Source organism: Mucilaginibacter lappiensis, assembly GCF_900155965.1.
Lineage (GTDB): Bacteria > Bacteroidota > Bacteroidia > Sphingobacteriales > Sphingobacteriaceae > Mucilaginibacter > Mucilaginibacter lappiensis.
This window is the reverse complement of record NZ_FTMG01000012.1, coordinates 128,039-141,785: the sequence shown is the minus strand read 5'-3', so window position 1 is coordinate 141,785 and position 13,747 is coordinate 128,039. Positions and strand designations below refer to the sequence as shown.

Genomic DNA, 13,747 nt, shown 5'->3' with positions numbered 1-13,747 from the left:
TAAATTTGAAACAAATTCAGTATTTTAACATCTAAAGGGGTATGGAAGGCAATAAAATAATACAAGCAATTACACATTTATTTAAAAGCGTTGATAACCGCGACTGGGAATCAGTGCACAACGTAATGGCCGAAACTGTTTTGTACGACTATACTTCGATGGTGGGCGGTGAACCTTCTGTACAAACACCTCAGGAAATTACAGATCTCTGGTCGCATTTCATGCCGGGTTTTGATTCTACCCATCACCAGATCTCTGAGTTTAGGGTAAAACTGCACGGCAACCTGGCTGATGTGGATTATGTAGGCAAAGCTGATCATTTTTTGGATGATGATGTGTGGACAGTTTCCGGATCATACCACACTAAGCTGGAAAAGCAAAACGGTGTTTGGCTGGTTACTCACCTTCAGTTAAACTACGATAAGCAAAGCGGCAATACCGGCCTGCCTCAACGGGCCAAAGAGCGGTTAGCCAAGCTGCAATCTTAATGTAAACATTTATGGTGATGATCGCATATTCATTGCGGCCATCTTCCCGGTTATTTGAATTTCATAACTTTGAGTATGCATCCAACCGAAACAATCGAAGAATTTTACGAAGGTCACCCCGGCATGAAAATGATACCGGCAGGGCACCATCACCAGGAGGCCGGGCACTTTAATGTATACCCGCGCGGCTCTCTTTGTCATAGCGTAACCAGCTATCACCGTCGCGATTTTTACAAGATATCACTAAGTATTGGCGGCGGCACTATATATTATGCCGATAAGGGTATCTCTTTTGATAAATGCGCCCTGGTGTTTTCAAACCCAACCATACCCTACTCCTGGGAGGCTGCCCCGATGGAGCAAACTGGTTATTTTTGCCTTTTTACCGAAGATTTTATCAGCAGTAACAACCGCAGCGAAAGCTTTATCAATTCGCCATTATTTAGTGTAGGCGGCAGCCCTGTTTATTTTGTTAATGATGAGCAGGTGAAGATCATCAGCGATATATTTTGCAAAATGCTGGACGAGATCGACAGCGACTATATGTATAAATATGATCTGCTGCGCAATTATGTAAACCTTATTGTGCACGAGGCGCTTAAACTAAAACCAGCCGATACTTTTTTTAAACATAGTAACGCATCATCGCGAATAGCCAGTTTATTTATGGAGTTACTGGAGCGCCAGTTCCCTATTGATTCACCCAATTATGCACTTAAACTAAAAACAGCCGCTGATTACGCAAGTCGCTTATCTGTTCATGTAAATCACCTGAATCGGGCCGTAAAAGAGATTACCGGTAAAACTACCAGTATGCACATTGCCGAACGTGTGGCAAAGGAAGCCAAAGCCCTGCTCCGGTATACTGATTGGAACATCGCCGATATTGCCTATAGCCTGGGTTTTGAGTATCCGGCTTACTTTAACAACTTCTTTAAAAAACAAACTGCCCTCAATCCAAAAGCCTTCCGCGTTTAATTGTTTGAATTTTATAGGTTTTAGTTTGATAAGTGTAAACGGCACGATTCGTGGTCGCTATATATTTGTACTATCAAAACAGAAATACTATGGAATACAGGAATTTAGGAAACACCAACGAAAAACTATCGGCCATTGGCCTGGGTTGCATGGGCATGAGCTTTGCCTATGGCCCCATTGATAATGAAGAGTCAATAGCTACACTTAACCTGGCCCTTGATCTGGGTATTAACTTTTGGGATACTGCCGATATATATGGTTACGGCAAAAACGAAGAGCTGATATCAAAAGTACTTAAACAAAATCGCGACAAAATATTTATTGCCACTAAGTTTGGATTCAGGGTGCATGATGAAAATGTACCTTATGGAGGTAGTGGTACTTCTAATATTTATTTCGACGCATCACCCGCGCATATCAAGAATGCGGTAGAAGCCAGTCTGAAACGTTTAGGTATCGACACTATCGACCTATACTACGCACACCGCATTGACCCGAATGTACCCGTAGAAGAAATGGTTGGCGCCATGGCCGAACTGGTTAAAGAAGGCAAAGTACGTTACCTGGGTTTATCCGAGGCATCTGCAGCCAGCATCCGCAAGGCACACGCCGTTCATCCGATAGCCGCGCTGCAAAGTGAGTACTCTTTATTAACCCGCGATGTGGAAAACGAAATTTTACCCGTTCTGCGCGAACTGAATATTTCGCTGGTACCTTACAGTCCGCTGGCTCGTGGTTTAGTAACCAACACCGTAAGCAAAGATGATCTGGCGGCTGATGATTTCCGCAGGATACTACCCCGTTTTAGCGACGAGAACTGGGATAATAACCAAAAGCTGGCTCATGCATTTGCCGATATAGCTCAACAAAAAAATGCCAGTCCGGCACAATTGGCTTTAGCCTGGGTATTAACACAGGGCGATGATATTATACCTATCCCAGGGACTAAAAAACGTAAATACTTACAGGAAAATGCAGGTGCAGTTGATGTAAAATTATCAGTTGCTGATTTACAGGAAATAGGCACCTTGCTGTTAAAATATCCCGATACCGGCGGCCGTTATAATGAAGCTTCTTTAAAAATGACTAATTTGTAATGAAAGCCATCTATTTTAAAGAAACGGGTGATGCCAAAAGCGTGTTGCTATTAAAACAATTTGATAAACCCTCACCTAAGGCAAACCAGGTAGTTGTAAAACCTCTGGGTAGCCCTATAAATCCTTCAGATTTTTTCTTCATCAGCGGTACATACCGGTTAAAGCCCGAGTTTCCGCAAATAGCGGGAATGGAAGGGGCTGGCATTATTGAAAGTATAGGCGAGGGTGTCGATCTGCCGGTTGGCACCCTGGTATCCTTTTTCAGCCAGAATGCCTGGGCCGAATATGTGGCTGTATCTAAAAACGATCTACTAGTGCTGCCCAGTAATTTCCCGGTAGAGAAAGCAAGTCAGTTTACCCTAAACCCTATTACCGCCTGGGGCTTGCTGGAGCGGGCAGATCTGCAAGCCGGCGACTGGCTATTGATCACTGCGGGCAGTTCTGTAGTATCAAAGCTGATCATACAAATGGCCAAACTGCGCGGCATCCAGGTGATAGCCACCGTACGCCATGATAAAAATACGACTACCTTAACATCCTATGGTGCTCATGTGGTCAATGTGAGTAAAGACGACCTGGTTGAATACGTACAGCAAGTTACCGGCGGCAAAGGGGCTCATATAGCTTTGGACGCGGTGGGCGGTAAAACCGGCAGCGATGTTTTAAAATGCCTGCAACCCGGTGGCCGGTTGATTATTTACAGTCGCCTAAGCCCCGATCCCATACAGCTTTACAGCGGCGATGTGCTTTACAAAAATATCTCCATCAACGGATTTGGTATCAGGGCCTACCTGGCGAGTAAAACTACCGAACAAAAGGCCGAGATTGTACGTTCTTTGATAAGTATTATTGGCGACCCTGAATTTAAAATGGAAGTTGCCGCAAGCTTTCCGCTTGATGATTACCAGGAGGCTATCAAAACCGCTATTGAGGCAAAAAAGGAAGGAAAAGTGCTGTTTAAATTTTAAACATTAACCGAATGCTCAGTAAAGATCTTATAGTAAATAAGTTATACATTATCCCGGCGGGGCATGGGATGCTTAAAGAGTTCTTCTTCAATACTAATCTGGGGGCCGATAACCCCGAGTTGCTTTATTCTCCGCTTTGTATTTATTTATTGGATACGAGTGATGGACCGATCCTGATAGATACAGGCTTTGCGGAGGTGTTCCTGAACAACCCCGATTTTTACAAAGGTACACCGCTAGAAGGAGCTTTATATATGTATATGGAGGAAGACCATCGCCTCCCTAATCTGCTTAAACGTGCCGGCCTTCAACCGAAAGACATCAAACTAGTGATCGCTACCCATTTTCATAGTGACCACTCCGGCGGCAACCCGTATTTCCTGGAAACCCAGACACCCGTTTTGGTACAACAAAATGAGTTGACCATTTTAGATGATGAAAATTATTCGCCACCGGCATGCCGTATCAAGGGACTAAACTACCAGGTAATTGATGGTGACTACCAGCTTTGCGATAACATCCGGTTGATATCTACACCAGGGCACTCACCCGGTCATCAGTCGGTATTGATCAATACGGCAAGCTCCGGTTATGTGCTGCTTTGTATAGATGCCGCACTAACAGAAGCTAATTTCAGGAACAATGTACCCTATTCCGCCGCCGATCCGGAAGTGGCAGCCGAGTCACTAAAAAAGATACAGGCTATCACCGCGGAGCATAATGCCTTCCCCATTTTTGGGCATGATGAAAAGCAGGCGAAAGGGATAAAAGTATATCCTGAATTTTATTGATCGGATTGAGGATATTTGTCGTGAAGTGGTAAATGGCTGTCGTGAAATGGTTGCTGTTTGATGTGTTTGCCGGGGTAGGTTTACAGCATCAAATAAAACACATCATGAAGGCGTATATCATCGAAAATTTTGGCTCTATAGAAGGAATTACTTTAACCGAGCGCCCGATACCAACACCCGGACCTAACCAGGTTTTAATCAAAGTAAAAGCAGTATCCATTGCCCGCCGGGATATTTATATACTCAACCAGGTTTATCCGCTGCCTCCCAAACAAGGTATTATACCTTTGAGCGATGGCGTTGGCGAAGTAGTATCAACCGGCACCTATGTTACCCGCTTTAAATCCGGCGACCGTGTCGCGGGCAATTATTTTGCCAACTGGCGCGATGGGCAAATGAATATGGATGTTATGGATCAATTAGGTTGTACGCTGGATGGCATGCTTGCCGAATATGTATTAATGAACGAAGAATGGCTGGTCAGGATTCCCGCCAACCTGAGCTGGGAAGAGGCGGCTACACTGCCCTGTGCTGCTTTAACCGCATGGTCGGCATTAACAGGGCCACGCCCGGTTTTGGCCGGGGATACGGTACTCACTATTGGCAGCGGCGGCGTGGCGGTATTTACCATACAGTTTGCAAAAATGATGGGGGCCCGTGTTATTGCGCTCACGTCAAAAAATTCAAAATTTGAAGCACTGCGTAACCTGGGTGCCGATGCGGTGATCAATTATACTACTCATACCGATTGGCATCAACAAGTAAAAGAATTAACAGGAGGTAATGGCGTGAGTCGCGTGATAGAAACCGGGGGAATTGACACTTTTGAACAGTCGGTAAAATCTGCCGCTTTTGGGGCCGAAGTTACGCTGGTAAGCAGCGCCGGGGTGGTTAACAATTCAACGGCCCTTTTAAAAAGCGTTCTTGCTCCGTTGTTTGTTAAAATGATCAGCATTCGGCCAATTTTTGTAGGTAGCCGCTTAAGCTTTGAAGCCATGAACCGGGCAATTGAAGCATTTGATATTAAACCGGTTATTGATAAAATTTATACGTTTAAACAGGTAAAAGAAGCCTACCGTTACGTAGCAGCGGGTGAACACTTGGGCAAAGTAATTATCGTGCTAAATCAGTAAGTTTTTGTCATTAAGAAGTAACAAAATGCTAAAAAACTTATCTAAAATAAGTTAGTATAATATTTATCCATAATTTAGTTTATGCCTTTTGTACGAATAAGTTTGTTGAAAACATTGGCAGCTGAAGCCAAAGACAAAATATCCAGGGCAGTACATGAATCTTTGATGACCGAATTTAATGTACCCCTTGACGATTACTTTCATGTTGTGGAAGAACTGGAGGCTTCGCAATTATACTACCCCAAAAACTACCTGGGTATAGCGCATAGCGGCAATATGGTATATGTGCAGATAACCGCAGGTTCGGGCCGCACTTATCAACAAAAAGAGAAACTATATGCCGCTATTGCCGGTAAAATAGCAGCCGAAACCCCGGTATTGATCAATGATGTGATCATTATCCTGGTAGAAAATGGTGGTAAAGAAAACTGGTCGTTCGGTGAGGGTAAAATTCAAAACCTGAGCCATATTAAAACTGCAGAGTAAAATAGCAGGCATATAACAATTGCCTTTGCTTAAATGTCGTTTTTGTACAATTTGTTACGATCAAGTACCTGTAGTTTTGTAAAGAACAGATGGTTTATTGGTTGTATCACTTTATAACTAATCAGCGTAAAATACTTAAGACTATGGCAATTGATTCACAAGTTTTACCAAGAATAGTTATCCGCAGTATTGGTGGTGGTTTATTGCTCATGGCTCTTTTTACCATGATGTGGACGGGTGTAGCGCAGGGCGGCTTACAACAGCATGACCATCATGCAGTATTGATCCTTTTTTCTATTTTCAGTGTCATCTTTGTGGTATACGGCATTACAGTGTTAATAGCCGCGCAAAGATTTCCCAAATTTACCGGCGACAGTGATGTGGCCGAAGGTAAAATGATGGCTACCCGGTTCGGGATCATTTTTGGTATTGAAGGAACAGCCATACCCGTTGTTTCGGTTATACTACTGGTGCTGGGATATCAGCAGTTTACTTTGCCTGCCATTGCCCTCATTGTTGGCTTGCACTTTTATCCAATGGCAAAAATATTCAACAGAAAAATTGATTATTATTTAGCCACCTGGACCTGCCTTGTAGCTATAAGCGGCATCATTATGATGGCCCGTTATCAGTATACCCAGACGCTTACTTTAACCATTATAGGTATTGGAGTGGCTATGGCTACTTCTGCTTATGGCTTTTACATGCTGGTTAGCGGGTATAACTTAATTAAAAACGATAGCAGGAAACGGGTTTGATACCTGCTGGCCCTACTTTATATTACGTCTATGAAAAATCATCATTATCAAACAAACGTCACCTGGACCGGTAATACAGGCGACGGTACTAAAGACTACCGGGCTTATGAACGATGTCATGAGATCAACATTGATGGTAAACAGTGCATCTTGGGTTCATCAGATCCAAATTTCCGTGGCGACAGATCAAAACACAGCCCCGAGGACATGTTGGTTGCGGCAGTTTCCTCTTGCCATATGCTGTGGTACCTGCATTTATGTACTACAGTTGGCGTTGTAGTAACGGCCTATGAAGATAACGCCGAAGGAGTAATGCTCGAAAACAAGAACGGGAGCGGTTGCTTTACCGTGATATTGTTAAGACCGTTGATCACCGTTACGGACAGAACGATGATCGAAAAGGCTGAGGAAATGCACAAGGAGGCCAATAAAATGTGCTTTATTGCCAACTCCTGCAATTTTCCTATTCTACATGAACCGCGTTACCAGGTTGTTACCGAGGAAGACCTTGCCGTATAAAACATCATTATGAACACACTGAAAGATAAGGTAGAGGCTTTTAACCAGCTTATTACCAACGACAAGACGGTACCGGCAATGGAATTATTTTATAACGATGAGGTGGAACTTCAGGAAAACGAAGCCAACACAACAACAGGTAAACAAAATTGCATAGCCCGCGAAAAGTTTCTCCTGGGCAAATTTGACTTGGCACTGGTGATAACCAAACAGGCCATTGACGAAATAAACCAGGTGGTTTTTAGCGAGTACGAGATGACCATTACCGACAAGGGCAATCAAAAAGTTATGCATAGAACCGAAATTTCTGTACAGCAATGGGAAAAGGGCCTGGTGAAAAAAGAAAAGTTTTACTACAACGAGGCTAAGCCATTATAAATAGTAATATGACTACCATCAGCAACCAACCTGAAGAATGCCGGGACATGACCGATATACGCCGGGAAATTGATGCTATAGACAGGCTAGTGATTGCATTGATAGGCCGACGGTTCAAATATGTACAAGCAGCCGCCAAGTTCAAAAGAAATCCCACCGATGTGGCCTCTCCCGAGCGATTTAAAGCCATGCTTGCCGAAAGAAGATCATGGGCGCAAGCCGAGGGCCTTTGTCCCGATGCCATAGAAAAAATGTATGCCGACCTGGTAAACCATTTTATAACCGAGGAACTAAAAACCTGGAAGGCCCATCATCAATAATTTGTAGAAGCCCCATAAAAAAGGTCTGTCACCTTGAGCTTGTCGAACGGTAGTGCGCAGAGGCCTGCTCACCATGCTTCGATGGGGCTTCATGACACCCATTTTATATTTCCTCCTTTAACGTTCTGCAAATTTAATCTCTCGTCATAATCTATATGACGCACAAAGGCCCTTAAAACTTCAACAATGAATTATTAGGCAGCAGGTATTGCCCGCTCAGCATCGGATTTACGTTTCAATATCAGCGCCGCTATTACAGCTATAACCAAACCTACAGGTAAAATTTCCATATAAGTAAGGAGAATTACCCCCAACGGATTTTTATACATGGAGACATAGCCTGCCATTTGCTCTTTTTGCCGGGCGATATCGGCTTGACTGGCCCCGTTAGCTTTTGCTTTGGCGATAACATGTGAAACATATTTATCCATAAAATCGGGCATAAAACAATAATACGCAATCAACCATGTGAGCACATATATGGTTGAGCCTATCAGCACAATATAAAGTCCCATTTTAAAAGCCTTCCCAAAGGAGATAGTGCCATTATTATACTTATCCCTGAAATTTTTTACTGCGACAAAAATAAAGGAAAAGGCTACGATCATGGACGCGTAGCCCATCCACATGCTGCCTTCAAAGTTTGGATTGTTGTAGTGCCCAACAACGGCAACCATCATCCATCCTGCTGTGATGATTCCCGCGATTGCTCCAAAAACAAGTACATTTTTTTTCATGATGTTTATTTTAATGATCTACAGGACAAAATTGCACGATCAGAATATTTTTGCGGTCATACTTTTGGGTGATTTTGCTGAACAGAACATCATTTCATACCAAAGCATGAGAGCGTTAAGGTATAATGCACAATCTCTTAGCCATTTCAATAGCCTGTGTGCGGCGTTTTACATCCATTTTATCAAACAGGTTTGATGAATGCGTTTTAATAGTGTTTAGTGATACAAACAAACGTGCAGATATTTCCTGGTTACTTAGCCCCTCGGCCATCAACTCCAGAACCTCCAATTCACGACGGCTAAGGTTAAGGCGTTCCAGTTCGCGCTGGTCAGGAGAAAAACCAGATCTGTCATGATTAATATAAACCTGTTTTTCAACAACTACGGTTTGTACCTTAGGTTTGGTCAGTTTTAGGGCAAGCCAGATACCCAGCAAGGTAAACAATACGGCTATGGTACCTATATAAACTTCATAAGCGTTATTGATAATAATAAAATGAAATTCGAGCCATTTTAATAAAAACAGCAACACAGCCAACGCTACACCATATAGTATAGTACGTTTGTTTTTGATGAATAACTTGAAGGTCATGGTAGTGTCGGTTAGCTGATTTTCATCTTAAAAATAAGGTATTTTAAACAGAAATTAAACATCTCATTATAGGTATAAAACAAAAAGAGACACATATGATGCGTCTCTACATATAACCCAATGGTATAAGGAATTTAATCCCCCCAAAACATTTCTTCTTTAGGTTCATCGGCAGTAAATACTTCTACTTTGATGATCTTGCCGTTCTCTACCGTATACACATCAATATTATCTACATCCAAAATGCCCCCAGCAGGCTGAGCAGCGTTCCAGTGCAGCAAACAGGCTACTTTGTTACCGCTAACGCAAATAGATTTGATATCGGTAAGCTTCAGAGTATTGGATGATAGCTCAAACATTTTGCCAACCATCTGAAACACCTCATTACTGGAATGTTTGATACCTGAAATGCGACTATTACCTGGCTGGCTCCATTCTACATCGGGATGTAATAGGGCGTTTAATTGTTCAATATCTGCTACTTGTACGGCGTTTAAAAATTCGGTTACTACTTGTTGCGCTTGGTTTTTCATGTTATTTGTTGTTGTTGGATGAATGGAATGGATTAATTGTGCCTGGCTGTATCCCGTGGCGGCTAGCAGGCATAGCACACCGGTAAGTTTGATGGATAAATGCTTTGTTTTGAATAGTGACATCGTGTTTTCCTTTCTTTTTGATAAACCAAAGGTCGCCCGTAAATCCCACTCATAACTTACCATTACACGACATCCGCTTACCACATTGCGCCATTTTTTGGCAAAATCATTTGCTACAGGTACATTAGTACAGCAATCAAAAAATCATGGAAGATCAACTTAAAAAACTAACCATAAGTTTACTAGCCTACGCTGTACAGCGCGACCTGTCGCCCGAAATGCTGTGCCGTTTATCAAACATCCCCGTAGCCCAGCTGCAAACTGACAAACAGCCGCTTACCCCCAAACAAGTGGGCGATCTGTGGCTCAATGCTATTCATTTAAGTAAGGATACCTTGTTTGGTCTGCACTTTGGGGAGTCGTTGCAATTATCGGCGCTAGGCATTGTTGGCGAGATCATTAAGAGCAGTGAAACTGTTGGCAGCGCTTTAACTATTGCCGCGTCTTTAACTCATTTAATAACTACAGCCTTTACTTTAGAAGTAAGGCAAAGTGACGATTCCTTTTCGGTAGAGTTTGTTCCAACAACGCCTGATTGGCAAAATTCTACCACATCCGTACAAACACTTGACCTGCTCATGGTTTTTGTGGTGCATGAACTGGATGGGTTGATGATGAAGAAGATAAGTCCGCGGGCTGTTAGCTACGGCAGGTCAATTGATAACATAGCCGAATATGAACGTGTGATGCGTTGTAAACCCATGATGAATACCACTACCAACACCATCACCTTGGACAAAAAATATTGGAATGAGCAAATCATTACCGCCAATTACGAACTGCAGCATATCCTGCTGCAAAAGGTAAGTCCATTAAAAGATACGCTGGCCGAAAAGCAAATGCTAAAAACTCGCATCCATAATTATTTGCTGGCCAACTCTTACCTGGGTATCGTATCACTGGAGGATATCGCAGCCAACTTTAATATCAGCGCGCGGACTTTGCAGCGGAAGCTTAAAGAAGAAGGTATTAACTTTCAACAGGTAGCCGATGAGGTTCGCAAATCATTAGCCATTAATTATTTAAAGGCGGGCTCCTATCCGGTTAAAGAAATATCCTACATGCTCGGGTATAATGAGCTAAGCGCCTTCACCCGTACCTTTAAACGGTGGACAGGAATTACCCCGGCCATTTATCAGAAGAATTATAATTGATGGCTTATTCCTTTTTGTAATCCTTGTGCACAATTAAAAAGCTGGCCCGCTCTTCTTTGTGGAATGGGATATTCCAGTTGCCCTGGTAGGTTATTTTAGTAGGTAGCAGCTCGCCACCAAAATTATTGAGTTCGATGTTCATCTGCACATTAAAATCAACAAACATATTGCTGAATTTCATATCAATATAGCGGCCCAGAATCTGGAAGGTACGCTCATCAAATATGGTGGTCATTTCTTTAATCATGGTATCACCGTCTGATGTGCTGGGCTTGCACCGCACCCTGAAACGATAAACCGGGATAGTATCCAGGTACTTGCCACGCGCAAATTCATAGTAATAATAGCCGCGCATATCGCCCGCGAATATTTCGGTTTTGCTGCTGATGAAAGGAATACCTTTTACCCTGCGTCCAGGCGTGAAGATGAGCGTCTTCAACTTGTCTTTATAGGATTCATTTTTACCTCCTGAACCAGGTAGGGCATCACCCTTGGTAAAGTCGGAATTGTAAGCGTTCATGAAAATATAGTCAAACATCTCCACGGTATATAGCTGGTACTTACCGTTCTTTTTAAACATGTTGCCGCTATCGGTTTTGGCTACATATTCCATTCGGTGCTTGCCAGCTGCATTGCTGTGGATGATCTTGCGGTAGATTTTACCATCAACCTTATTCTTTTTATCGTAGGTAAAAATGCGGTTCTCGGCAGTAAACCCGTAGCGTTTCATGTTTTGAAAGGCCTTGTAAAAGCTGGTATCGGCCAGTACAGCATCAATAAAATCCTGCGCGTTTAACTTGTGTGATTTGATATCAACCAACGAATCAATCACAATGGTACGTATAGTATCCGGATTAAAACGCTTGATCTGCTGCGCGAAAGATGCAGACACTATGGTACAGAAAAATAATAATAGCAGAAGTTTTTTCATAGGTATTTTGGTCGATGGTCAATAGTCCATAGACCATGGTATCTCTCGATTAATTTGGATTCTTAAACAGAACCATGGTCCATGGACTATGGTCTATTAGCCCTCCTCTAATTCCCCAGTTGTTTAATAGCCAGATAAGCCATCAAACCGGTACTGATCTTAAACGCGTCCTCTTCCACATCAAAGGTTGGTGTATGTACCGACGAGGTAATACCCCTGCTTTCGTTACGGGTACCCAAGCGATAGAAACAGCTATCGGCCACTTGCGAGTAGTAAGCGAAATCTTCGGCGGCCATCCAGATGTCCAGGTCCAGCACATTTTCTTTACCAAGGTAATCTTCGGCATGCCCACGGGTTGCGGCGGTTAGCACTTCTTCGTTGATCAGGAAAGGGTAACCGCGCATAATATTAAAATCACAGCTGCCGCCCATACTTTCGGCAATACCTTCGGCCATTTTTTTCATGCGTTTGTGGGCTTCTCCGCGCCATTGTTCGTCCATGGTGCGGAAGGTACCTTCCAAATAAACCTCGTTCGGGATCACATTGGTGGCTCCATTGGCAATCACCTTACCAAATGATAATACCGAAGGACTTTTTGGATCGGCAAAACGACTTACTACCTGTTGTAACGCGGTTAATATATGAGCGGTAATAATTACCGGATCGATGTTTTGTTGTGGTTGTGCACCGTGGCCACCTTTACCCTTCACGGTAACATAAAGTTCATCGGTTGAAGCCATGTATTTACCTGCCCTGAAACCTACCTTACCGGCGTCAATCAGCGGCATTACATGTTGCCCCAATACAGCCTGTGGTTTAGGGTTTTCCAACACCCCTTCTTTGATCATGAGGCTGGCTCCCCCAGGTAGCTTCTCTTCGGCGGGTTGAAATATCAGCTTTACTGTACCCGCGAACTGACTTTTGAGCTCGGTTAATATACGGGCTGTGCCTAATAATGATGAGGTATGCGCATCATGACCGCAAGCGTGCATGACGCCAACGTTCTGCGATTTGTAGGGTACATCATTAGCTTCAATGATAGGCAGCGCGTCCATATCAGCACGAAGAGCTACTACCTTATCAGATGGTAAATCGCCTTTGATTAAAGCTACCAGGCCTGTATCGGCCATTTTTTCGTAAGTTAAACCCAGCTCGTCTAACTTGCCGGCTACAAAAGCTGATGTTTTTTGTTCGTGAAACGATAGCTCAGGATTGGTATGCAAATGGCGGCGATTAGCCACCACATCGTTAAATATTTTGTGGGATAATTCCTGTATTTGTTCTTTAATCATTGGTATCCGTTTTGGGTAGATTTATTTTTTCTGAGATGATGAACAGGCTCGGGAAGGAAGCCCGTAGGTCCTGCATTAGCTTCTGAGCTTCCAGGCGGGTCCGGAAATCGCCGGCACGCACTTTAAAATTGGGTTCGTTATAAATGATGTAAGTGCGCAGCTCCGGGTATTCGCTTTGCAGCCTGGCCTGGGCATTGTACGCATCCTTGCGGTTTGATCCACTAAAGAACTGTACCCTATAACCATAAGATGAAAAGGCGACAGGAATACCGCTGGCGCTACTCATTTCATAACGTTTGGCTATCAGCGTATCTACAAGGGGGTCTCTAACCACCTCAACCTTGCCTCGTGCTTGCTGTGCAAAAATTGGGGTCGACACTATGATCAGCACAAAAAAAAAGCAGTATTTGATGAAGGCTGGTTTAGCTTGATGATCAAATACTGCTTTTTTCATTTGGTATAGCCCCCT

General features: G+C 43.3%; 18 protein-coding genes. 12 read left to right on the top strand and 6 right to left on the bottom strand.

Annotation, left to right across the window (positions count from 1 at the left end; translation table 11 throughout):
• Positions 1-41 precede the first annotated feature (41 nt).
• The 11 genes from BW976_RS20510 to BW976_RS20460 all read left to right on the top strand — a co-directional run bounded on the left by BW976_RS20510 (position 42) and on the right by BW976_RS20460 (position 7,916).
• Positions 42-488 carry a nuclear transport factor 2 family protein gene (locus tag BW976_RS20510; protein ID WP_076375970.1) on the top strand — a complete coding sequence of 149 codons (447 nt, stop codon included), beginning with the start codon at positions 42-44 and terminating at the stop codon, positions 486-488.
• Positions 489-563: 75 nt separating this feature from the next.
• A complete protein-coding gene (locus BW976_RS20505) occupies positions 564-1,466 on the top strand; it encodes a helix-turn-helix domain-containing protein (RefSeq protein WP_076375968.1) in 903 nt (300 codons plus the stop codon).
• An 89-nt stretch (positions 1,467-1,555) separates the two neighbouring features.
• On the top strand, positions 1,556-2,563 hold the full coding sequence (locus BW976_RS20500; RefSeq protein ID WP_076375966.1) for an aldo/keto reductase: 1,008 nt from the start codon (positions 1,556-1,558) through the stop codon (positions 2,561-2,563).
• Complete coding sequence (locus BW976_RS20495; RefSeq protein ID WP_076375964.1) at positions 2,563-3,531, top strand: zinc-dependent alcohol dehydrogenase family protein; 969 nt, start codon at positions 2,563-2,565, stop codon at positions 3,529-3,531. The genes BW976_RS20500 and BW976_RS20495 overlap by 1 nt, the downstream gene beginning before the upstream one ends.
• An 11-nt stretch (positions 3,532-3,542) precedes the next feature.
• A complete protein-coding gene (locus BW976_RS20490) occupies positions 3,543-4,322 on the top strand; it encodes an N-acyl homoserine lactonase family protein (protein WP_076375962.1) in 780 nt (259 codons plus the stop codon).
• A 32-nt stretch (positions 4,323-4,354) separates the two neighbouring features.
• Positions 4,355-5,455 carry a zinc-dependent alcohol dehydrogenase family protein gene (locus BW976_RS20485; RefSeq protein WP_217696286.1) on the top strand — a complete coding sequence of 367 codons (1,101 nt, stop codon included), beginning with the start codon at positions 4,355-4,357 and terminating at the stop codon, positions 5,453-5,455.
• An 81-nt stretch (positions 5,456-5,536) separates the two neighbouring features.
• Positions 5,537-5,941: a tautomerase family protein gene (locus tag BW976_RS20480; protein WP_076375960.1), complete on the top strand. Its 405-nt coding sequence runs from the start codon at positions 5,537-5,539 to the stop codon at positions 5,939-5,941.
• 143 nt (positions 5,942-6,084) lie between these two features.
• Positions 6,085-6,699: a hypothetical protein gene (locus BW976_RS20475; RefSeq protein WP_139332366.1), complete on the top strand. Its 615-nt coding sequence runs from the start codon at positions 6,085-6,087 to the stop codon at positions 6,697-6,699.
• 30 nt (positions 6,700-6,729) lie between these two features.
• Entirely contained in the window at positions 6,730-7,218 is a 489-nt protein-coding gene (locus tag BW976_RS20470; RefSeq protein WP_076375956.1) for an OsmC family protein, read from the top strand.
• A gap of 9 nt (positions 7,219-7,227) precedes the next feature.
• The gene (locus BW976_RS20465; RefSeq protein ID WP_076375954.1) at positions 7,228-7,596 is read left to right on the top strand and encodes a hypothetical protein; all 369 of its coding nucleotides are present in this window, start codon (positions 7,228-7,230) and stop codon (positions 7,594-7,596) included.
• Positions 7,597-7,604: 8 nt separating this feature from the next.
• Complete coding sequence (locus BW976_RS20460) at positions 7,605-7,916, top strand: isochorismate lyase (RefSeq protein ID WP_076375952.1); 312 nt, start codon at positions 7,605-7,607, stop codon at positions 7,914-7,916.
• 194 nt (positions 7,917-8,110) lie between these two features.
• Here the strand turns inward: BW976_RS20460 and BW976_RS20455 are convergent, their stop codons facing one another.
• The 3 genes from BW976_RS20455 to BW976_RS20445 form a co-directional block, all read right to left on the bottom strand.
• Positions 8,111-8,653, bottom strand: coding sequence for a DUF4199 domain-containing protein (locus BW976_RS20455; RefSeq protein WP_076375950.1), 543 nt, complete (start codon positions 8,651-8,653; stop codon positions 8,111-8,113).
• A 115-nt stretch (positions 8,654-8,768) separates the two neighbouring features.
• Complete coding sequence (locus tag BW976_RS20450; protein ID WP_076375948.1) at positions 8,769-9,245, bottom strand: response regulator transcription factor; 477 nt, start codon at positions 9,243-9,245, stop codon at positions 8,769-8,771.
• A 134-nt stretch (positions 9,246-9,379) separates the two neighbouring features.
• Entirely contained in the window at positions 9,380-9,901 is a 522-nt protein-coding gene (locus tag BW976_RS20445) for a nuclear transport factor 2 family protein (protein WP_217696285.1), read from the bottom strand.
• 146 nt (positions 9,902-10,047) lie between these two features.
• Between BW976_RS20445 and BW976_RS20440 the strand changes: the two genes are divergently transcribed.
• Positions 10,048-11,055, top strand: coding sequence for an AraC family transcriptional regulator (locus BW976_RS20440; RefSeq protein WP_076375946.1), 1,008 nt, complete (start codon positions 10,048-10,050; stop codon positions 11,053-11,055).
• 4 nt (positions 11,056-11,059) lie between these two features.
• Here BW976_RS20440 and BW976_RS20435 read toward each other — a convergent pair whose 3' ends face one another.
• The 3 genes from BW976_RS20435 to BW976_RS20425 all read right to left on the bottom strand — a co-directional run bounded on the left by BW976_RS20435 (position 11,060) and on the right by BW976_RS20425 (position 13,732).
• Complete coding sequence (locus BW976_RS20435; RefSeq protein ID WP_076375944.1) at positions 11,060-11,986, bottom strand: hypothetical protein; 927 nt, start codon at positions 11,984-11,986, stop codon at positions 11,060-11,062.
• Between the two features lie 107 nt (positions 11,987-12,093).
• Entirely contained in the window at positions 12,094-13,278 is a 1,185-nt protein-coding gene (locus tag BW976_RS20430) for a M20 metallopeptidase family protein (RefSeq protein ID WP_076375942.1), read from the bottom strand.
• The gene (locus tag BW976_RS20425) at positions 13,271-13,732 is read right to left on the bottom strand and encodes an SPOR domain-containing protein (protein WP_076375940.1); all 462 of its coding nucleotides are present in this window, start codon (positions 13,730-13,732) and stop codon (positions 13,271-13,273) included. Before BW976_RS20425 ends, BW976_RS20430 begins: the two co-directional genes overlap by 8 nt.
• Positions 13,733-13,747 lie beyond the last annotated feature (15 nt).

Coding starts and splice junctions, on each gene's coding strand:
- BW976_RS20500 (WP_076375966.1), top strand. CDS start 1,556: ATGGAATACAGGAATTTAGGAAACACCAACGAAAAACTATCGGCCATT.
- BW976_RS20495 (WP_076375964.1), top strand. CDS start 2,563: ATGAAAGCCATCTATTTTAAAGAAACGGGTGATGCCAAAAGCGTGTTG.
- BW976_RS20510 (WP_076375970.1), top strand. CDS start 42: ATGGAAGGCAATAAAATAATACAAGCAATTACACATTTATTTAAAAGC.
- BW976_RS20485 (WP_217696286.1), top strand. CDS start 4,355: ATGGCTGTCGTGAAATGGTTGCTGTTTGATGTGTTTGCCGGGGTAGGT.
- BW976_RS20480 (WP_076375960.1), top strand. CDS start 5,537: ATGCCTTTTGTACGAATAAGTTTGTTGAAAACATTGGCAGCTGAAGCC.
- BW976_RS20460 (WP_076375952.1), top strand. CDS start 7,605: ATGACTACCATCAGCAACCAACCTGAAGAATGCCGGGACATGACCGAT.
- BW976_RS20445 (WP_217696285.1), bottom strand. CDS start 9,901: ATGTCACTATTCAAAACAAAGCATTTATCCATCAAACTTACCGGTGTG.
- BW976_RS20435 (WP_076375944.1), bottom strand. CDS start 11,986: ATGAAAAAACTTCTGCTATTATTATTTTTCTGTACCATAGTGTCTGCA.
- BW976_RS20440 (WP_076375946.1), top strand. CDS start 10,048: ATGGAAGATCAACTTAAAAAACTAACCATAAGTTTACTAGCCTACGCT.
- BW976_RS20425 (WP_076375940.1), bottom strand. CDS start 13,732: ATGAAAAAAGCAGTATTTGATCATCAAGCTAAACCAGCCTTCATCAAA.
- BW976_RS20470 (WP_076375956.1), top strand. CDS start 6,730: ATGAAAAATCATCATTATCAAACAAACGTCACCTGGACCGGTAATACA.
- BW976_RS20505 (WP_076375968.1), top strand. CDS start 564: ATGCATCCAACCGAAACAATCGAAGAATTTTACGAAGGTCACCCCGGC.
- BW976_RS20430 (WP_076375942.1), bottom strand. CDS start 13,278: ATGATTAAAGAACAAATACAGGAATTATCCCACAAAATATTTAACGAT.
- BW976_RS20455 (WP_076375950.1), bottom strand. CDS start 8,653: ATGAAAAAAAATGTACTTGTTTTTGGAGCAATCGCGGGAATCATCACA.
- BW976_RS20475 (WP_139332366.1), top strand. CDS start 6,085: ATGGCAATTGATTCACAAGTTTTACCAAGAATAGTTATCCGCAGTATT.
- BW976_RS20490 (WP_076375962.1), top strand. CDS start 3,543: ATGCTCAGTAAAGATCTTATAGTAAATAAGTTATACATTATCCCGGCG.
- BW976_RS20450 (WP_076375948.1), bottom strand. CDS start 9,245: ATGACCTTCAAGTTATTCATCAAAAACAAACGTACTATACTATATGGT.
- BW976_RS20465 (WP_076375954.1), top strand. CDS start 7,228: ATGAACACACTGAAAGATAAGGTAGAGGCTTTTAACCAGCTTATTACC.